The sequence below is a fragment of the Pseudomonas sp. W15Feb34 genome, assembly GCF_023127765.1.
GTDB lineage: Bacteria > Pseudomonadota > Gammaproteobacteria > Pseudomonadales > Pseudomonadaceae > Aquipseudomonas > Aquipseudomonas synxantha_A.
Window position 1 is genome coordinate 320870 of sequence record NZ_SPKN01000045.1, and the last position, 19520, is coordinate 340389.

The following is a 19520-nucleotide window of genomic DNA, read 5'->3' on the forward strand; positions in this document are numbered from 1 at the left end:
TCGACAGCTTCAACCCTGCACGACGCAGGTGGCCAAGTGCGCAGCGAGCGCATCAAAGGCAACGTTCTGTTGTTCACCCTGGCCACGCAGGGGTTTGAAACCTATCACTTGCTGGGCCAATTCGTCATCGCCAAGGATCAGTGCGTACAGCGCACCGCTCTTGTCGGCCTTCTTGAACTGGCTCTTGAAGCTGCCGGCGCCGGCATTGATCTGCAGGCGCAGGTTCGGCAGTTGGTCGCGCACCTTCTCGCTCAAGGCCAGGGCGGCCAGTTCGGCAGCCTCGCCAAAAGCGCACAGGTACACGTCCACCTGACGGGAAATTTCTTCGGGAACCTGTTCAAGGGTTTCCAGCAACAGGATCAGTCGCTCGATACCCATGGCAAAGCCCACGCCCGTAGTCGGCTTGCCGCCCATTTGCTCGACCAGGCCGTCGTAGCGACCACCGGCACACACGGTGCCTTGGGCGCCGAGCTTGTCGGTGACCCACTCGAATACGGTCTTGCTGTAGTAGTCGAGGCCACGCACCAGCTTGGGGTTGATCACGTAGGGAATCCCCGCGGCATCCAGGCGAGCCTTGAGGCCCTCGAAGTGCAAGCGGGATTCGTCGTCCAGGTAATCGGCCATTTTCGGTGCATTGACCAATACGGCCTGGGTGTCGGCGTTCTTGGTATCCAGAACGCGCAACGGGTTGGTTTTCAGACGGCGCTGGCTGTCTTCGTCCAATTTATCCAGGTGAGCCGACAGGTATTCGACCAGGGCTTCGCGATAGCGGCCCCGGGACTCGCTGGTACCCAGGCTGTTGAGTTCGAGCTTGACCGCATCGCGGATGCCCAGTTGGCCCCACAGGCGCCAGGTCAGCACAATCAGCTCGGCATCGATGTCCGGGCCGTCAAGGTTGAAGACTTCGCAACCGATCTGGTGGAACTGGCGATAGCGGCCTTTCTGCGGGCGCTCGTGGCGGAACATCGGGCCGATGTACCAGAGCTTCTGGGTTTGGCCACCACCGGTGATGCCATGTTCCAGTACGGCGCGCACGCACGCGGCAGTGCCTTCCGGACGCAGGGTCAGGGAGTCGCCGTTGCGGTCTTCGAAGGTGTACATCTCTTTTTCGACGATGTCGGTCACTTCACCGATGGAGCGTTTGAACAGCTCGGTGAACTCGACGATCGGCATGCGGATCTGCTTGTAACCGTAGTTATCCAGCAGGCGCGCGACAGTGCTTTCGAAGTAGCGCCACAGTGGCGTCTGCTCCGGCAGGATGTCGTTCATGCCACGAATGGCTTGCAGAGACTTGCTCACATCAAATCCTTAAATTCGTTCAATCAGCCGCGAGCGATCAGCGCTGCGTCAGCGGCGACCTTCTCGGCCGCTTTCTCGCGGATCAGCTTTTCCAGCTCATCCACCAGATTGTCATTCGTTAGCTTCTGCGACGGCTTGCCGTCGATGTAAATCAAATTCGGCGTACCACCGGTCAGGCCCACATGAGCCTCTTTGGCCTCACCCGGCCCGTTGACCACACAACCGATGACTGCGACATCCAGCGGCACCAGCAGGTCTTCGAGGCGCAGCTCCAGGTCGTTCATGGTTTTCACCACGTCGAAGTTCTGCCGCGAGCAGCTCGGGCAGGCAATGAAGTTGATACCACGGGAACGCAAACGCAGGGATTTGAGAATGTCGTAGCCGACCTTCACTTCCTCTACGGGGTCTGCCGCCAGGGAGATGCGGATAGTATCGCCAATCCCTTCGGCGAGCAGCATACCGAGACCCACCGCAGATTTCACTGTGCCTGAGCGCAAACCGCCAGCTTCAGTGATACCCAAGTGCAGTGGTTGCACGATTTCCTTGGCCAGCAGGCGGTAGGCTTCTACCGCCATGAACACATCGGAGGCCTTTACGCTGACCTTGAAGTCCTGGAAATTCAGGCGCTCCAGGTGCTCAACGTGGCGCAGTGCCGACTCGACCAGCGCCGCCGGGGTAGGCTCGCCGTATTTTTTTTGCAGGTCTTTTTCCAGGGAGCCGGCGTTCACGCCAATGCGGATCGGAATCCCGCGATCACGGGCAGCGTCCACCACGGCGCGCACGCGGTCTTCGCGACCGATGTTGCCCGGGTTGATACGCAGGCAGTCCACACCCAGCTCGGCCACGCGCAGTGCAATCTTGTAGTCGAAGTGAATGTCGGCAACCAGCGGCACCTTGACCAACTGCTTGATGCGGCCGAAAGCCTCGGCGGCATCCATGTCCGGTACGGAAACCCGCACGATGTCCACGCCGGCCGCTTCCAGGCGATTGATCTGGGCGACGGTGGCGGCCACATCGTTAGTGTCGCTGTTGGTCATGCTTTGCACTGCAATGGGGGCATCGCCCCCCACCGGCACCGAGCCGACCCAGATCTTGCGCGATACGCGACGTTTGATTGGAGATTCGCCGTGCATGACTATTGTCCCAACTTGAGGCGAGCGGTCTCGCCACTGGTGAACGGCGCCACGTCTACAGGCTGGCCGTTGTAGGCCACTTGCGCGCCACGGGCAAAGCCCAGACGCAGCGTCAAAGGAGGCTTGCCGCCCTGGTCAAGCGTATCTCCCTTACGCTTCAAACCGCTGAACAGCACTTTGCCGTTGCCATCGGTGACCTGCGTCCAGCAGTCAGCGATGAAGGTGATCTGTACGCGCCCGTCACCGGCGATCAACGCAGGGGTGGTCGGAGGCGACATTGCTGGCGCTGCCGGTGCGGCTGGCGCAGGCGTCGCGGGTGCGGGTACGGGTACGGGTGCCGCAGGAGCTTGAACCACGGGTGCTGCCGGGGTCACCGGCGCCTGTACCGCCGCAGTGTCAGCAGGCGTGGTGCCCACTTGCGGCGCCGGCTGCTCAGCCGTAGCCGGCACTTGCGGTGCGGCCTGCCCTTCGGCAACCGCCTGGTCTTCCGGCTCGTCCAGCGGATGAATCTGGGTGGTGCCATCGGCGCTTTCGACTTCGACGTGCTCCATGGCGTTGCTGGTCAGGTCTTTGTTGCGCTGGGAGGCCTGGTCTTGCCACCAGACGAAACCGCCGCCGACCACGGCAACCAGCAGCAACAGGCTGACAATCCGCAAAATCGTGTGGGAAACCCGCGTTGGCTCTTCGATGCGCCCAAGGCCATGGACATTGCTGCCCTGGGCATCGGTACCGGTGAACTGGTCGAATTCCTGCACCAGCACGGCCTGGTCAATACCCAGCAATTTGGCGTAGGCGCGAATATAGCCACGGGCAAAGGTGTGCCCAGGCAGCTTGTCGAACGCGCCGGCTTCCAGATTGGCCAGGGACGTGCTGGTCAAATTGAGCTTGAGGGCCACTTCCGCCAGCGACCAACCATTGCTTTCGCGGGCCTGACGCAAGGTTTCGCCTGGGTTTACGCGATTAGCTGCTACATCTTCCGGGTGCGCGGCTTTCATCATTGCTCCGACAGGTATTGCTGATATTCCGGCGTACCGGGATAGAGTCGTTCGAGTTGCTGGCCAAAACGTGCGGCCGTGTCGTGTTCTTCATGAACCGTCGCCAGGCGCACACCGAGCAATAGACTACGTGCATTTTGCCCGCTGAGCAGGCTAAAACGCTCGTAATAGTCTCGTGCCGGCACATAATGCCTGTCTTCGTAAGACAACTCAGCCATTTCGAGCAAAGCCCTTGGCTGGCGACTGTTCAGATGCAGGGCTTTTTCCAGCTGCTGACGCGCGCTGTCGCGCTGACCCAGGCGCATCGAGGTCACCCCGAGGTTCTCGAACACCCGCGAACGCTCAGGATAAAGAGTATCGGCGCTGGCTTGCTGGAAATAAGCGGCGGCTTGGTCATACCGTTTCTGCTCGAACAGGAAACTGCCATAGTTGTTCAGCAACCTGGGATCGGCAGGACGGGAAGCCAGGGCCTTGCTGAAATAGCGGTCGGCCAGCTCAGGCTCTGCCTGGGCCTGAAACACCAGAGCCAGTGCGGCGTTGGCATCGGCATCCGCGCTGTCCAGTTCAAGGGCCTTTTTCAGCGGCACCTTGGCTTGCTCGCTCATACCTTGACGCAAATACCCCAAGCCCAATTGCACATAGGCAACCCGCGCCTCATCACGGCCTTTAGTGGTGTGCAAAGGGCTGTCATGGCCCGATGAAACACAACCGGCAACGAGGCCGGTAAGCAGTAAAAGCAGCGCAAGGCGCAAGGGCATAGAGATCCTCTCTCAGATTCGATTCACAGCAATTTGCGGCAAATCTTCGGCGGCGTTAAGTTCGCGCACGGCGATATAACGTTCGCTGCGGCGGGTGCGGTCCATCACCTGCCCTACCAATTGGCCACAGGCGGCGTCGATGTCTTCACCACGGGTGGTGCGTACGGTGACGTTGTAGCCGGCCTGGTGCAGTTGATCCTGGAAACGGCGGATGGCGTTGTTGCTCGGCCGCTCGTAGCCAGAATGTGGAAACGGGTTGAACGGGATCAGGTTGATCTTGCACGGCGTGTTCTTGAGCAACTCGATCATCTCGACCGCGTGCTCGACCTTGTCGTTGATGTCCTTGAGCATGGTGTACTCAATGGTCAGCACACGCTTCTCACCCAAGGTCGCCATGTAACGCTGGCAAGATTCGAGCAGCATCTTAAGCGGATACTTCTTGTTGATCGGCACCAATTGGTTACGCAATGCGTCATTCGGTGCGTGCAACGACAACGCCAGGGAGACGTCGATATGCTTGGCCAGCTCATCGATCATCGGCACCACGCCGGAGGTCGACAGGGTCACACGGCGCTTGGAGATGCCGTAGCCCAGGTCGTCCATCATCAGGTGCATGGCCGCAATCACGTTGTCGAAGTTCAGCAGCGGCTCACCCATGCCCATCATCACCACGTTGGTGATGGCACGGTCGACGGTCGCCGGGACGCTGCCAAAGGATTTGTTGGCAATCCACACCTGGCCGATGACTTCGGCGGCGGTGAGGTTGCTATTGAAGCCTTGCTTGCCGGTGGAGCAGAAACTGCAATCCAGGGCACAGCCTGCCTGGGACGAAACGCACAAGGTGCCGCGTTTGCCCTGGGGAATGTACACGGTCTCGACGCAGCTGCCGGACGCCACGCGCACCACCCATTTACGGGTGCCGTCGCTGGAGATGTCCTCGCTGACAACCTCGGGACCACGCACCTCGGCAATGGCCTTGAGCTTGTCGCGCAGGGCCTTGCTGACGTTCGTCATGGCGTCGAAATCGTCGACGCCAAAGTGGTGAATCCACTTCATTACCTGACCGGCACGGAAACGCTTCTCCCCGATTGAGTCGAAGAATTTCTCCATTTCCGGCTGAGTCAGACCCAGCAGGTTGGTTTTAACAGTCGATGTAGTCATGGATTCACCCTCACTCTTTAAGCCGATGCTTAGCGAGCGGTTACTTCAGTAGCAGCGAAAAAGTACGAGATTTCGCGAGCAGCAGCGGCTTCGGAGTCCGAACCGTGAACAGCGTTGGCATCGATGGACTCAGCGAAGTCAGCACGAATGGTGCCGGCAGCCGCTTCTTTAGGGTTGGTAGCGCCCATCAGCTCACGGTTCAGAGCGATAGCGTTTTCGCCTTCCAGAACCTGAACAACAACAGGACCGGAGATCATGAAGGCAACCAGGTCGCCGAAGAAGCCACGAGCGCTGTGCTCAGCGTAGAAGCCTTCAGCTTCAGCCTTGGACAGTTGCTTGAGTTTCGAAGCTACAACCTTCAGGCCGGCTTTTTCGAAACGAGTGGTGATCTCGCCGATGACGTTTTTTGCAACAGCGTCAGGCTTGATGATGGAGAAAGTACGTTGAACAGCCATGGTGTAACTCCAGAAACGGTAATTTACGAAAAATTAAACCCGCGAATTATACGCGGGTTATTGGGTATTGCCTAACTGCGTAAAAAGGCGGCTCAGTCTGCTTCTTCGATCCACAGGCCTTGAATCGCCTCCAGGACCTTTTCGCCACCCCGGTCAGGGATGTCGTCAAAATCCGGCAGCGCCATTACGAGGTTGCGCAGCTTGACGAAGTTCACGGTAAGAGGATTGACCTCAGGGTGAGCTTCGGCAAGTTGTATAGCGATTTCTTGTACATCAACCCATTTCAGGCTCATGACAGTTCCTTGAATCAATGCGGCGCTTCGGCGGCATGGTTGAGCGAATATTTCGGAATTTCAACGGTGAGGTCTTCAGTCCCCACTTTCGCCTGGCAACTCAGACGCGACGTCGGCTCCAGCCCCCACGCCCTATCAAGATAGTCTTCTTCCAGGTCGTCAGCCTCATTAAGGCTGTCGAAACCTTTACGAATGATGCAGTGGCAAGTGGTGCAGGCATTGACGCCACCACACGCACTTTCAATCTCGATATGGTTGTCGTGCGCGACGTCAAGCAGGGACTTGCCGGTCTCTGCCTCCACGACCATGCCATCCGGGCAGTGTTCGGCGTGCGGTAGAAAAGTGACCTGCGGCATCAGTTATTCCTCGATTTCATTCAGGTTGCGGCCCGCCAGTGCGGCTTTCACCGTCTGATCCATACGACGGGCGGCAAAGGCATCAGTCACTTGCGACAGGCGCTTGGTCTGTTGCTCGATGGCGTAACCATCGTTGCCTTTCATCAGTTCGGCCAATTCCTGCATCTGCAGGTCGATGACCATGCGCTCTTCGGCATCCAGCAGGCGCTCGCCGTCGGCTTCAAGGGCGCCCTGCACCGCTTCGAGCAGGCGCTGGGCATCCACTTGCTGCTCACGCAGTACGCGGGCAACCTTGTCGTCACCGGCATACTGGAACGAGTCCTTGAGCATTTTGGCGATTTCGCCGTCGGTCAGGCCGTAGGACGGTTTGACCTGGATGCTGGCCTCAACGCCCGAGGCCAGTTCACGCGCAGCCACGCTGAGCAGGCCATCGGCGTCGACCTGATAGGTGACGCGAATCTTCGCTGCACCAGCCACCATCGCCGGGATGCCGCGCAATTCAAAACGCGCCAGGGAGCGGCAGTCGCTGATCAGCTCGCGCTCGCCTTGCAGCACATGAATCATCATGGCCGTCTGGCCGTCTTTGTAGGTGGTGAAATCCTGGGCGCGCGCGACGGGGATGGTGGTGTTGCGTGGAATCACCTTCTCCATCAGGCCGCCCATGGTTTCCAGGCCCAGGGACAAAGGAATCACGTCGAGCAGCAGCAGTTCGCCACCATCGCGCTTGTTACCAGCCAGGGTATCGGCCTGGATTGCGGCGCCAATGGCCACCACTTGATCCGGATCGATTTCAGTCAACGGCTGGCGACCAAAGGCTTCGGCAACCGCCTCACGCACACGGGGCACGCGAGTGGAGCCACCGACCATGACCACAGCGCCGACATCTTCCAGTTCAATACCGGAGTCACGCACAGCACGACGGCAAGCCTTCAGGCTGCGGGCGACCATCGGCTCGATCAGCGCGTCAAACGCTTCGCGGGTCAGCTGTGCCGACCAATCACCATACTTGACTTCAACAGATGCAGCATCAGTCAGCGCTTCCTTGGCCGCACAGGCAGTTTGCAGCAAGTTACGCTGCGCGCCCGGGTCCAGGTCGGCAGACAAACCGGCGCTGGTGATGATCCAGCCGGCGATGGCGTGGTCGAAGTCATCGCCGCCCAGGGCACTGTCGCCACCGGTGGCCAGCACTTCGAAAACACCGCCGGTCAGGCGCAGGATCGAAATATCGAAGGTGCCGCCGCCCAGATCATAAATGGCAACCAGGCCTTCAGCGTGCTGATCGAGGCCGTAGGCCACAGCCGCAGCGGTCGGCTCGTTGAGCAGGCGCAGTACATTCAGGCCCGCCAGTTTCGCCGCGTCCTTGGTGGCTTGGCGCTGGGCGTCATCGAAATACGCCGGAACGGTGATCACCGCCCCGACCAGCTCGCCGCCCAAGGTTTTTTCCGCACGCTGGCGCAGCACCTTGAGGATATCAGCCGACACTTCGACCGGGCTTTTCGGGCCCTGGACGGTGTCGATAAACGGCATATGGGACTCACCGCCGACAAAGCGGTACGGCAACTGGTCGCCCAACTGCTTGACGTCGGACAGCCCACGACCCATCAAGCGCTTGACCGACAGCACAGTGTTCAGGGGGTCCGAGGACGCGGCCAACTTGGCCGACTCACCCACTTCGGTACGATCAGGGTGGTAACGCACGGCGGACGGCAGGATCACCTGCCCATCGGCATCGGGCAGAGGCTCGGACAGGCCACTGCGCAAGGCAGCAACCAGGGAATTGGTGGTGCCCAGGTCAATCCCGACCGCCAGGCGACGCTGGTGCGGTTGAGGGCTTTGGCCGGGTTCGGCGATTTGCAGTAGGGCCATGGTAATCAGGTCTTATCTGTCTATCAGGCGTGCATCACGGGCAGCACTGGGTTAATCGTCGAGGCGCTCTTCTAGCTGGCGCACTTCGTAGGTGAGCTTGTCGAGGAACTGCATACGCCGCATCAGGCGCTCGGCCTGTTCACGTTGCGCAGCATCATCCCAACAGGCCGCAAAGCTTTCGTTGAGCTCGTCCTGGGCAGTTTTCAGACGACGTTTGAAGACCGCGACACCCGCCACATCGGCTTCGTCCTGCAGATCTTCGAGCTCCTCACGCCATTGCATCTGCTGCATCAGGAAGTCCGGGTCATGCACGGTGACTTCCATCGGCAACTCACCGCCCTTCATCGCCAGCAAATAGCGCGCGCGTTTGGGGGGGCTTTTGAGCGTCTGATAGGCTTCGTTGAGGCTGGCCGATTGCTCCAGGGCCAGGCGTTGCTCACGCTCGGAAGCGTCGGCAAAGCGGTCCGGATGCACCCCACGCGCCAGTTCTCGATAGCGCGTGGCAAGCTGCTCGAGGTCCAGCCGAAAGCTCGGCTGCAGCTCGAATAAAGCGAAATGACAAGGAGTACCCACGAGTAGCCTCAGATGTTGAAGCTTTCGCCGCAGCCACATTCACCGCGCACGTTGGGGTTGTTGAACTTGAAGCCTTCGTTCAACCCTTCCTTGACGAAATCGAGCTCGGTGCCGTCCAGGTAGGTCAGGCTCTTGGGGTCGATGATCACTTTCTCGCCGTGACTTTCGAACACCTGGTCCTCTTCAACCACCTCGTCGACAAACTCCAGCACGTAGGCAAGGCCGGAACAGCCCGTGGTGCGTACACCCAGACGAATCCCCTCACCTTTACCGCGCCCATTCAGGGAGCGGCGAATGTGCTGCGCTGCCGCTTCTGTCATGCTGATAGCCATCGTTGACTCCTTACTCGTCGCCAAATGCTTAGATCAAGCCTTTCTTCTGCTTGTAGTCGCGAACCGCCGCCTTGATGGCGTCTTCAGCGAGTACCGAGCAGTGGATTTTCACTGGCGGCAGTGCCAGTTCTTCGGCCAGCTGGGTGTTGCTGATGGTGACAGCCTCATCCAGGGTCTTGCCTTTCATCCATTCGGTCGCAAGGGAACTGGAGGCAATTGCCGAACCGCAGCCATAAGTCTTGAATTTGGCGTCTTCGATAACGCCAGCATCGTTGACCTTGATCTGCAGGCGCATCACATCGCCGCACGCCGGAGCGCCGACCATGCCGGTGCCGACATCAGGATCTTCCGCGTTCATCTTGCCGACGTTGCGCGGGTTTTCGTAGTGGTCGATGACCTTTTCGCTGTAAGCCATGGTACTGAATCCTCACTCATCAGGGCCGCTCTGGAACCCTGTAGAAACGCCTGCGTTTACCGCCACGTTCCTACAGAGCTTGGGTGGCGGCTTCTATATTTAGTGTGCCGCCCACTCGATCTTGGAAATATCGACACCGTCTTTGTACATGTCCCACAGCGGCGACAGAACGCGCAGCTTGTTGACGGCTTCGCAGACCTTCTGCGCGGCATAGTCGACTTGCTCTTCAGTGGTGAAGCGGCCGAACGTAAAGCGGATCGAGCTGTGTGCCAGTTCGTCGTTGCGGCCCAGGGCGCGCAATACATACGAAGGCTCAAGGGATGCCGAGGTACAGGCCGAACCGGACGAGACCGCCAGGTCCTTGAGCGCCATGATCAGCGACTCGCCTTCGACATAGTTGAAGCTCAAATTCAGGTTGTGCGGTACACGGGCAGTCATGCTGCCGTTGATGTACAGTTCTTCAAGGTTCTCGACCTGCTTGTAGAAGCGATCACTCAGGGCCTTGATACGTACGTTTTCGGCAGCCATGTCTTCCTTGGCTACGCGGAAGGCTTCACCCATGCCGACGATCTGGTGGGTCGCCAGGGTGCCCGAACGCATGCCGCGTTCGTGGCCGCCACCGTGCATGGTCGCTTCGATGCGCACGCGTGGCTTGCGGCTGACGTAGAGAGCGCCGATGCCTTTAGGGCCGTAAGTCTTGTGGGCCGAGAACGACATCAGGTCGACTTTCAGCTTGGACAGGTCGATATCGACCTTGCCGGTAGACTGAGCAGCGTCGACGTGTAGCAACACACCCTTGGAGCGCGTCAGCTCGCCGATGGCGGCGATGTCGTTGATGGTACCGATTTCGTTGTTCACGTGGATCACGGAAACCAGGATGGTGTCTTCACGCATCGCGGCTTCGATCATCGCAGGGGTGACGATACCGTCGGTGGTGGGCTCAAGGTAAGTCACCTCGAAACCTTCACGCTCCAGTTGGCGCATGGTGTCGAGGACAGCCTTGTGCTCAATCTTGGTGGTGATCAGGTGCTTGCCCTTGGTTGCGTAGAAATGCGCCGCACCCTTGATAGCCAGGTTGTCGGACTCGGTAGCACCGGACGTCCAGACGATTTCACGCGGGTCGGCGTTGACCAGATCAGCGACCTGGCGACGCGCGTTCTCGACCGCTTCCTCGGCCTTCCAGCCGAATACGTGGGAACGGGAGGCCGGGTTGCCGAAGTTTCCGTCAACCAGCAGGCATTCGCTCATTTTTTGCGCAACACGCGGATCAACCGGGGTGGTCGCTGAGTAATCAAGGTAAATCGGCAATTTCATGGACTTTCTCCTAAATCAGGCTGGCTGGCACGCCGTTAGCTCTTCGGCTGTCACTCGACGGCGGACGCTTCGATCTTGTCCAGACGCGGCGCCTTGGTATTGCAACGGCGCTGGTCCTGACGCTGGGCTACTTCTTGCACCTCACGGCGAGTCACAAGATCAGCCAAGCTGATACCACTCAAAAACTCATGGATCTGCAGGCTCAAGTCACACCACAAGTGGTGTGTCAGGCAGGTGTCGCCGGCGTGGCAATCACCCAAACCCTGGCATTTGGTGGCATCGACGGATTCGTTGACCGCGTCGATCACCTGGGCCACCTGAATGCCCTGCATGTCGCGGGACAATTGATAGCCACCACCTGGACCACGAACGCTGGAAACCAGATTGCTGCGGCGCAATTTGGCGAACAGCTGCTCGAGGTAGGACAGGGAAATGCCTTGGCGCTCGGAGATATCGGCCAGGGACACCGGCCCAGTTTGCGCGTGCAGGGCCAGGTCAAGCATGGCGGTCACCGCGTATCGGCCTTTTGTAGTCAGTCTCATGGACAAGTACCAAGGTGTTTCAGAATGGGAGCAAGTATGCGATTCCCGAGTATTTAAGTCAACTATAAGACCTAGTACTTTAGTCAGGAATACCCGTAAAAAGGGCGCGCGAATCATAGCAGGATGGGGTGGGATGGACCAGCGGGAACAAGGCCTGGCAGAGATCTCGAGACCAATGGAGATCAAAATGTGGGAGGGGGCTTGCTCCCGATGACTGAGTGTCAGCCAATCAGGCATCAACTGACCTACCGCTATCGGGGGCAAGCCCCCTCCCACAGGGGACCTCAGCTTGCCTTGGTGGCGGCCTCGTCCTTGATCTCGGCGAAGTCCTCTTCGCGCAACTCAGGCAGATCCTTCGCACAGTATGGGCTGCCCAGATCCTTCAGCGCACCACACATACCGTCCAGCTTGCCGTCCACTGCTTGCAGATGATCAAGCAGCTGACCAATGGCGCGAGCCACCGGATCGGGCATGTCTTCGCTGACGCCATAGGCGTCAAAACCGATCTTCTCGGCCATGGCCTTGCGCTTGGCCTCCTGCTCGTCGCCGACCTCTGGTTTGACGATGATGCGACCCGGAATACCCACCACGGTGGCGCCAGCAGGTACAGCCTTGGTCACCACGGCGTTGGAACCTACCTTGGCACCGGCACCCACGGTAAAGGGCCCCAGCACCTTGGCGCCCGCCCCCACCACCACACCATTTTCCAGGGTCGGGTGACGCTTGCCTTTATTCCATGTAGTACCGCCCAGGGTCACACCTTGGTAAAGCGTCACGTCATCACCGATCTCGGCGGTCTCGCCTATGACAATACCCATGCCATGGTCGATAAAGAAGCGACGGCCCACCTTGGCGCCCGGATGAATCTCGATGCCGGTCAACCAGCGACCGAAGTTCGACACCAGCCGGGCCAGCCATTTCCAGCCCATGCCCCACAAGGCGCCGGACAGACGGTGAATCCAGATCGCGTGCAGGCCCGGATAGCAGGTCAGCACTTCAAAGGCGTTGCGCGCCGCCGGGTCACGATGGAAAACACTCTGGATATCTTCTCGCAAACGCTCGAACATTTTTAATCCTTCCGCTTAAGAAGCTCACCACGGGCCGCTTTCTGGGTTTCCGTGAGGATGCCACGCAATATATTCATCTCCGCCCGGCTCACCGAGCTGCGACCGTACAAACGACGCAGGCGCGCCATCAAGTGCCGTGGCTTTTCAGGATCGAGGAATTCGATGGCCACCAGGGTTTGCTCCAGGTGCTCATAGAACCGCTCCAGCTCGTCCATGGTGGCCAGCTCACCACTTTTGGTCGACGCCACTTCGTCCTTTTCCACTTTGCTCGGCTGGCCGGCAGCAGCCAGCCAGGCCATGCGCACTTCGTACGTCAACACTTGCACCGCCGCCCCGAGGTTCAGCGAGCTGAACTCAGGGTCTGAGGGGATATGCACGTGATAATGACATCGCTGCAGCTCTTCGTTGGTGAGGCCGGAATCTTCACGGCCAAATACCAAGGCAATTTCGGCACCGCCGATGGCCTCTTCCACCACTTTGGTGCCGCACTCACGCGGATCCAGCAGCGGCCAGGGGATACGCCGATCGCGAGCGCTGGTGCCGAGCACCAGGTTGCAGCCGACCAGAGCCTCTTCCAGGGTGGCGACGATCTGGGCGTTTGCCAGCAGGTCATTGGCGCCGGATGCACGGGCATCGGCCTCGTGGTGCGGGAACACCCGCGGTTCGACCAGCACCAGGCGCGTCAGCCCCATGTTTTTCATGGCTCGCGCCACCCCGCCGATATTGCCGGGATGACTGGTATTGACCAAGACGACACGAATGTTTTGCAGCAAGGGAGGCGCTCTCGGACACGGGAAAGGGGAGCAAATCTTACAGAACAGCCTAAGGTTATGCCATGAAAGCTAACGTCGTCCTTCACCTGAGGAAAGTTTCTGCTAGAATGCCCGGCTTTCTTTAACAACCTTAGGTGACACATCCATGCAGCCCATGCTGAATATCGCGCTGCGCGCCGCCCGCAGCGCCAGTGAATTGATCTTCCGCTCCATCGAGCGCCTGGATACCATCAAGGTCGACGAAAAAGACGCCAAGGATTATGTATCCGAGGTGGATCGCGCCGCCGAACAGAAGATCATCGACGCCCTGCGCAAGGCCTACCCTACCCACGGCATCCTCGGCGAAGAAACCGGCCTGCACAAAGGTAGCGGCGAAGGCGAAGACTACCTGTGGATCATCGACCCACTGGATGGCACCACCAACTTCCTGCGCGGCATCCCGCACTTTGCTGTGAGCATCGCCTGCAAATACCGTGGCCGCCTGGAACACGCTGTTGTGCTGGATCCGGTGCGCCAGGAAGAGTTCACCGCCAGCCGTGGCCGTGGCGCCCAGCTCAATGGTCGTCGCTTGCGCGTCAGCGGTCGCACCAGCCTGGAAGGCGCCCTGCTGGGCACCGGCTTCCCGTTCCGTGACGACCAGATGGACAACCTGGAAAACTACCTGGGCATGTTCCGTGCCCTGGTTGGCCAGACCGCCGGTATCCGCCGCGCCGGTGCAGCCAGCCTGGACCTGGCCTATGTCGCCGCCGGTCGTTTCGATGCATTCTGGGAATCGGGCCTGTCCGAGTGGGACATGGCAGCAGGCGCTCTGCTGATCCAGGAAGCAGGCGGCCTGGTGAGCGATTTCACCGGCGGTCACGACTTCCTGGAGAAAGGCCACGTGGTTGCCGGCAACACCAAATGCTTCAAGGCCGTACTGACGGCGATCCAGCCGCACCTGCCGGCTTCGCTGAAGCGTTAAGCGAGCGAGCACAAAAAAGCACCCCTAGGGGTGCTTTTTTTATGCGTGGGATTTAGCAAAAAACCAATTCCAACTGCTCAATACAATCCAATGTGGGAGCTGGCTTGCCTGCGATGACGGGCTGCCAACCAACTGATTAGTTGCTGACCCACCGCTATCGCAGGCAAGCCAGCTCCCACATTTGGATCGAAGCCAGGCCTGGGGATTACTGCTGGTTCTGACCCAGGATCAGACGACCTTCTTTGTCGACTGGAATCTGGCCGCCTGGATCACGCTCCATACGCACAGTCCCTTCCTTGCCATCCAGGTTGTAACGCACGTCATAACCGACAACCTTGTCGCTGATGTCGTTAACAGTGTTACAGCGGGTTTGCGTGGTGGTGTAGGTATCACGGTTCTGCATGCCTTCCTGAACCTTGTTACCGGCGTAACCGCCACCAACCGCACCGGCCACGGTGGCCAGCTTCTTACCATTACCGCCACCGATCTGGTTACCCAACAGGCCACCTGCAAGGGCGCCGACCACGGTACCGGCGATTTGATGTTGATCCTGCACCGGACGTTGCCGGGTCACAGTGACGTCCTTGCAGACCTCACGCGGGGTTTTGATCTGGGTTTTAACCGGCTGTACCGCCAGTACTTGCGCATACTCAGGGCCGCTTTTTACCAGGCTGTAGGTGGCAACAGCACCCCCGGCAGTCACACCGACAGCACCCAATACCGCACCAACCAGCAACGACTTGTTCACGTTGAACCTCCTGACCATCACAAACGGATCGAAAGATCCGCGCTATACCCAGCCTTGGAGCAAAAAAAAAGGCGCGAGTTCAATACTCGCGCCCTTCTTGTAACAGCCGATCAACTAACGCCCATCAAGGGCGGTCGTCGACCTCCTTGCCAGTAGCAGCAGGAGGGATCAAGTCTTCGCTGTTGAGGTTGAGCCAGATCAGCACCACGTTGGCAATGTAGATCGACGAGTAGGTACCCGCCAGAACACCGATGAACAGCGCCAGCGAGAAGCCCCACAGGTTGTCGCCCCCGAAGATCATCAGCGCGGCGATCGCCAGCAAGGTGGAGATCGACGTCGCCATGGTCCGCAGCAGCGTCTGGGTGGTGGAGATGTTGATATTCTCGATCAACGTCGCCTTGCGCAGCACCCGGAAGTTCTCACGAACCCGGTCGAATACCACGATGGTGTCGTTGAGCGAGTAACCAATGATCGCCAGCACGGCCGCCAATACGGTCAGGTCGAAGGTGATCTGGAAGTAGGCCAGGATCCCCACGGTCACGATCACGTCGTGGATCAGCGACACAATGGCGCCGACACCGAACTTCCACTGAAAGCGGAAGGCCAGGTAGATCATGATGCCGACCAGCGCCATCAGCATGCCGAGGCCGCCCTGGTCGCGCAGCTCTTCACCGACCTGCGGGCCGACGAACTCGACGCGCTTGACCGATGCCGGGTTGTCGCCGCCGACCTTCTGCAAGGCCTCCGCTACCTGGTGACCCAGTTGCGGGTCTTCGCCAGGCATACGCACCAGCAGGTCAGTAGTGGCGCCGAAGCTCTGCACCACCGCCTCGTGATAGCCGGCCTTGACCAGCTCATTGCGCACCAGGGTGACATCGGCCGGCTTCTCGTAGGTCAGCTCGATAAGCGTACCGCCGGTGAAGTCCAGCCCGTAGTTCAGGCCCTTATGGAACCAGCTGAACAACGCCAGAACGGTAAGGAGCACGGTGACGCCGAACGCAACGTTGCGAACGCCCATGAAGTTGATTGTACGTAACATGGCAGCCCCTTAAATCCACAACTTCTTGAAGTCACGCCCGCCAAAGATCAGGTTGACCATTGCGCGGGTCACCATGATGGCCGTGAACATCGAGGTAAAGATACCCAGGGACATGGTCACCGCAAAACCTTTGACAGGGCCGGTGCCCATGGCAAAGAGAATCCCGCCGACCAGCAAAGTGGTCAAGTTGGAGTCGAGAATCGCGGTAAATGCCCGGCCGAAGCCTTCGTTGATAGCACGCTGTACGGTCATGCCGGCGGCGATCTCTTCACGGATACGCGAGAAGATCAGCACGTTGGCGTCAACCGCCATACCCATGGTCAGCACGATACCGGCGATACCCGGCAAGGTCAGCGTCGCGCCCAGCAGCGACATCAGCGCCAGCAGCATCACCATGTTGCCCGCCAGTGCGACGGTGGCGATAACGCCGAAGAAGCGGTAGATGGCGATGATGAACAGCGACACGAACAACATGCCCCACAGCGCCGCATCCACACCCTTGGTGATGTTGTCGGCACCCAGGCTCGGGCCGATGGTACGTTCTTCAGCGAAGTACATCGGCGCCGCCAGGCCACCAGCACGCAGCAGCAGCGCCAGCTCGGAGGACTCACCCTGGCCGTTCAGGCCAGTGATGCGGAACTGCGCACCCAGCGGCGACTGGATGGTCGCCAGGCTGATGATCTTTTTCTCTTCCTTGAAGGTCTGCACCGGCACGTCTTTCTCGACGCCGTTGACCATCTGCTTGGTATAGGTGGTAACGGGGCGCTGCTCGATGAAGATCACCGCCATGCTGCGACCGACGTTGCTGCGCGTGGCGCGGCTCATCAGCTCGCCACCGTGACCATCCAGGCGGATGTTCACTTCAGGGGTGCCGTGCTCGCCGAAACCAGCCTTGGCGTCGGTCACCTGGTCACCAGTGATGATCAAGCCACGCTCGATCAACGCAGGAGGACGATTGCCCTCGCGGAACTCGAACTCTTCGGAGGTCGCACGAGTGGCACCCGGATCAGCTGCAAGGCGGAATTCCAGGTTGGCGGTTTTACCCAGGATACGCTTGGCTTCAGCAGTGTCCTGTACGCCCGGCAACTCAACCACGATACGGTTGGCGCCCTGGCGCTGCACGATCGGCTCGGCCACACCCAGCTCGTTGACGCGGTTACGTACCGTGGTCAAGTTCTGCTTGATGGAGTACTCGCGGATCTCGGCGATCTTGGCCGGGCTCATCGCCAGGCGCAACACAGCCTGACCATTCAAGTCGGCCGGCACGATGTCGAAGTCATTGAAATTCTTGCGGATCAGCGCACGGGCCTGCTCGCGGGAAGCTTCGTCAGCAAAACCCAGCTGGATGGCACCGTTGAGCTGCGGCAAGCTGCGATAACGCAGTTTCTCTTTGCGCAGCAGGCTCTTCACGTCGCCTTCATAGACTTTCAGACGCGCGTCGAGGGCCTTGTCCATGTCGACTTCCAGCAGGAAGTGCACGCCACCGGACAAGTCCAGGCCCAGCTTCATCGGGTGCGCGCCAATGCTGCGCAGCCATTGAGGCGTGGTCTGTGCCAGGTTCAATGCAACGACGTAGTCGTCACCCATGACCTTGCGTACAACGTCCTTGGCCGGCAATTGGTCTTCTTGCTTGGTCAGGCGCAACAAGCCGCCTTTGGAACCAGCTGCCAAGGTTGCCGCTTTAACCTGGATGCCCGCGTCAGTCAGCGCTTTGCTAGCGCGTTCCAGATCAGCCTGATTGACCTGCAGCGAAGTGCTGGCGCCAGAGATCTGGATCGCCGGGTCATCAGGATAGAGATTGGGAGCGGAATAAATAAAACCGATCGCCAGCACCGCCAGGATCAGTACGTATTTCCACAGAGGGTATTTGTTCAGCATCACGCCGCCCGCTTATAACGCGGGGCGCCTTGCGCGCCCCGTCGATTGGTAAAGGTTGTTACTTAGATCGCTTTGAGCGTGCCCTTAGGCAGCGTGGCGGCGATGGCGCCCTTCTGGAACTTCATTTCTACGGTGTCGGAGACTTCCAGTACCACGAAAGCATCGGAAACCTTGGTGATCTTGCCGGCGATGCCGCCAGTGGTCACGACTTCGTCGCCTTTTTGCAGGCTGCCCAGCAGGTTTTTCTGCTCTTTGGCGCGCTTGGCCTGTGGACGCCAGATCATCAGGTAGAAGATGACCAGGAAGCCGACCAGGAAAATCCACTCGAAACCACCGCCCATAGGGCCGGCAGCAGCAGGCGCAGCGGCGTCAGCCATGGCGTTAGAGATAAAAAAGCTCATTTAGCACTCCAGTTGCAAATAGTGAATCTTAGGGTCGGAAAACTCAGTCCAAGGGCGGCACAGGGAGCCCGCGCTTGGCATAGAAGGCATCGACGAAGGCGGCCAATGTACCCTGTTGAATAGCCTCGCGCAAACCAGCCATCAGGACTTGGTAGTGACGCAAATTGTGGATGGTATTCAACATGCTACCCAGCATTTCCCCGCACTTGTCCAGATGATGCAGATAGGCACGGGAGAAGTTCTGGCAGGTGTAGCAGTCACAGGTGGGATCCAGCGGCGAATCATCATGGCGATGGAACGCGTTACGGATCTTGAGCACGCCTGTATCGATGAACAGATGCCCATTGCGGGCATTACGGGTTGGCATCACGCAATCGAACATGTCCACACCGCGGCGCACACCCTCTACGAGATCTTCCGGTTTGCCAACGCCCATAAGGTAACGAGGTTTGTCAGCGGGCATCAGGCCCGGCAGGTAGTCGAGCACCTTGATCATTTCGTGCTTGGGCTCGCCCACCGACAAACCGCCGATGGCCAGGCCGTCGAAGCCGATCTTGTCGAGGCCTTCCAGCGAGCGTTTACGCAGGCTTTCGTGCATCCCGCCCTGGACAATCCCGAACAGCGCCGCGGTGTTGTCACCATGGGCGTTCTTCGAGCGCTGGGCCCAACGCAGGGACAGCTCCATGGAGATGCGCGCTACGTCTTCGTCAGCCGGGTACGGCGTGCATTCGTCGAAAATCATCACGATGTCGGAGCCCAGGTCACGTTGCACCTGCATCGACTCTTCCGGGCCCATGAACACCTTGGCACCGTCCACCGGCGAGGCGAAGGTTACGCCCTCCTCCTTGATCTTGCGCATGGCGCCCAGGCTGAACACCTGGAAACCACCGGAGTCGGTGAGGATCGGGCCTTGCCACTTCATGAAGTCATGCAGATCGCCGTGCTTTTTGATCACTTCCGTGCCCGGGCGCAGCCACAGGTGGAAGGTGTTGCCGAGGATAATCTCGGCACCGGTAGCGACAATGTCGCGCGGCAACATGCCCTTGACGGTGCCGTAGGTGCCGACCGGCATGAACGCCGGGGTCTCCACGGTGCCGCGCGGGAAGGTCAGGCGACCGCGACGGGCTTTGCCGTCGGTGGCCAACAATTCAAACGACATAC

General features: G+C 59.4%; 22 protein-coding genes. 1 reads left to right on the forward strand and 21 read right to left on the reverse strand.

Going from position 1 to position 19520, the window contains the following annotated elements; genetic code table 11:
* Positions 1-9: 9 nt before the first annotated feature.
* The 16 genes from hisS to trmJ all read right to left on the reverse strand — a co-directional run bounded on the left by hisS (position 10) and on the right by trmJ (position 13332).
* A complete protein-coding gene (hisS, locus tag E4O97_RS23280; protein WP_216092072.1) occupies positions 10-1299 on the reverse strand; it encodes a histidine--tRNA ligase in 1290 nt (429 codons plus the stop codon).
* Between the two features lie 23 nt (positions 1300-1322).
* Positions 1323-2432: a flavodoxin-dependent (E)-4-hydroxy-3-methylbut-2-enyl-diphosphate synthase gene (gene ispG, locus E4O97_RS23285; RefSeq protein WP_003175952.1), complete on the reverse strand. Its 1110-nt coding sequence runs from the start codon at positions 2430-2432 to the stop codon at positions 1323-1325.
* A 2-nt stretch (positions 2433-2434) separates the two neighbouring features.
* Positions 2435-3427, reverse strand: coding sequence for a RodZ family helix-turn-helix domain-containing protein (locus E4O97_RS23290; RefSeq protein WP_248162355.1), 993 nt, complete (start codon positions 3425-3427; stop codon positions 2435-2437).
* Positions 3427-4185 (reverse strand): type IV pilus biogenesis/stability protein PilW, encoded by a 759-nt coding sequence (pilW, locus tag E4O97_RS23295; protein WP_032879606.1) that lies wholly within the window; start codon positions 4183-4185, stop codon positions 3427-3429. Before pilW ends, E4O97_RS23290 begins: the two co-directional genes overlap by 1 nt.
* A gap of 12 nt (positions 4186-4197) precedes the next feature.
* Positions 4198-5346 carry a 23S rRNA (adenine(2503)-C(2))-methyltransferase RlmN gene (rlmN, locus tag E4O97_RS23300; RefSeq protein WP_005791178.1) on the reverse strand — a complete coding sequence of 383 codons (1149 nt, stop codon included), beginning with the start codon at positions 5344-5346 and terminating at the stop codon, positions 4198-4200.
* A gap of 29 nt (positions 5347-5375) precedes the next feature.
* Positions 5376-5801 carry a nucleoside-diphosphate kinase gene (gene ndk / locus E4O97_RS23305; protein ID WP_003175956.1) on the reverse strand — a complete coding sequence of 142 codons (426 nt, stop codon included), beginning with the start codon at positions 5799-5801 and terminating at the stop codon, positions 5376-5378.
* Positions 5802-5893: 92 nt separating this feature from the next.
* The gene (iscX, locus tag E4O97_RS23310) at positions 5894-6094 is read right to left on the reverse strand and encodes a Fe-S cluster assembly protein IscX (protein WP_032879605.1); all 201 of its coding nucleotides are present in this window, start codon (positions 6092-6094) and stop codon (positions 5894-5896) included.
* Between the two features lie 14 nt (positions 6095-6108).
* A complete protein-coding gene (gene fdx / locus E4O97_RS23315) occupies positions 6109-6450 on the reverse strand; it encodes an ISC system 2Fe-2S type ferredoxin (protein WP_005791182.1) in 342 nt (113 codons plus the stop codon).
* Between the two features lie 3 nt (positions 6451-6453).
* Positions 6454-8316: a Fe-S protein assembly chaperone HscA gene (gene hscA, locus E4O97_RS23320; RefSeq protein WP_248132402.1), complete on the reverse strand. Its 1863-nt coding sequence runs from the start codon at positions 8314-8316 to the stop codon at positions 6454-6456.
* Positions 8317-8367: 51 nt separating this feature from the next.
* A complete protein-coding gene (gene hscB / locus E4O97_RS23325; protein WP_005791186.1) occupies positions 8368-8889 on the reverse strand; it encodes a co-chaperone HscB in 522 nt (173 codons plus the stop codon).
* 8 nt (positions 8890-8897) lie between these two features.
* Positions 8898-9221: an iron-sulfur cluster assembly protein IscA gene (gene iscA / locus E4O97_RS23330; RefSeq protein WP_003209680.1), complete on the reverse strand. Its 324-nt coding sequence runs from the start codon at positions 9219-9221 to the stop codon at positions 8898-8900.
* 28 nt (positions 9222-9249) lie between these two features.
* Positions 9250-9636 (reverse strand): Fe-S cluster assembly scaffold IscU, encoded by a 387-nt coding sequence (gene iscU, locus E4O97_RS23335; protein ID WP_003175965.1) that lies wholly within the window; start codon positions 9634-9636, stop codon positions 9250-9252.
* A gap of 99 nt (positions 9637-9735) precedes the next feature.
* The gene (locus E4O97_RS23340; RefSeq protein ID WP_003194019.1) at positions 9736-10950 is read right to left on the reverse strand and encodes an IscS subfamily cysteine desulfurase; all 1215 of its coding nucleotides are present in this window, start codon (positions 10948-10950) and stop codon (positions 9736-9738) included.
* Between the two features lie 50 nt (positions 10951-11000).
* On the reverse strand, positions 11001-11492 hold the full coding sequence (gene iscR, locus E4O97_RS23345) for a Fe-S cluster assembly transcriptional regulator IscR (RefSeq protein WP_003194020.1): 492 nt from the start codon (positions 11490-11492) through the stop codon (positions 11001-11003).
* A 284-nt stretch (positions 11493-11776) separates the two neighbouring features.
* A complete protein-coding gene (gene cysE / locus E4O97_RS23350; RefSeq protein ID WP_032879602.1) occupies positions 11777-12559 on the reverse strand; it encodes a serine O-acetyltransferase in 783 nt (260 codons plus the stop codon).
* Between the two features lie 2 nt (positions 12560-12561).
* Entirely contained in the window at positions 12562-13332 is a 771-nt protein-coding gene (gene trmJ, locus E4O97_RS23355; protein WP_032879601.1) for a tRNA (cytosine(32)/uridine(32)-2'-O)-methyltransferase TrmJ, read from the reverse strand.
* Between the two features lie 145 nt (positions 13333-13477).
* Between trmJ and suhB the strand changes: the two genes are divergently transcribed.
* Complete coding sequence (gene suhB / locus E4O97_RS23360) at positions 13478-14293, forward strand: inositol-phosphate phosphatase (RefSeq protein WP_005791195.1); 816 nt, start codon at positions 13478-13480, stop codon at positions 14291-14293.
* A gap of 205 nt (positions 14294-14498) precedes the next feature.
* On the opposite strand, the gene E4O97_RS23365 is transcribed toward suhB, so the two are convergent.
* From E4O97_RS23365 to tgt, 5 genes are all read right to left on the reverse strand, one after another.
* Positions 14499-15041: a glycine zipper 2TM domain-containing protein gene (locus E4O97_RS23365; RefSeq protein ID WP_005791197.1), complete on the reverse strand. Its 543-nt coding sequence runs from the start codon at positions 15039-15041 to the stop codon at positions 14499-14501.
* A gap of 124 nt (positions 15042-15165) precedes the next feature.
* Positions 15166-16080 (reverse strand): protein translocase subunit SecF, encoded by a 915-nt coding sequence (gene secF / locus E4O97_RS23370; protein WP_032879600.1) that lies wholly within the window; start codon positions 16078-16080, stop codon positions 15166-15168.
* Positions 16081-16089: 9 nt separating this feature from the next.
* Positions 16090-17958 (reverse strand): protein translocase subunit SecD, encoded by a 1869-nt coding sequence (secD, locus tag E4O97_RS23375; protein ID WP_078822260.1) that lies wholly within the window; start codon positions 17956-17958, stop codon positions 16090-16092.
* A gap of 62 nt (positions 17959-18020) precedes the next feature.
* Positions 18021-18359, reverse strand: coding sequence for a preprotein translocase subunit YajC (gene yajC / locus E4O97_RS23380; RefSeq protein WP_003175975.1), 339 nt, complete (start codon positions 18357-18359; stop codon positions 18021-18023).
* Between the two features lie 43 nt (positions 18360-18402).
* Positions 18403-19518, reverse strand: a complete 1116-nt coding sequence (gene tgt, locus E4O97_RS23385) for a tRNA guanosine(34) transglycosylase Tgt (RefSeq protein WP_032803964.1) — start codon at positions 19516-19518, stop codon at positions 18403-18405.
* Between the last annotated feature and the right edge of the window lie 2 nt (positions 19519-19520).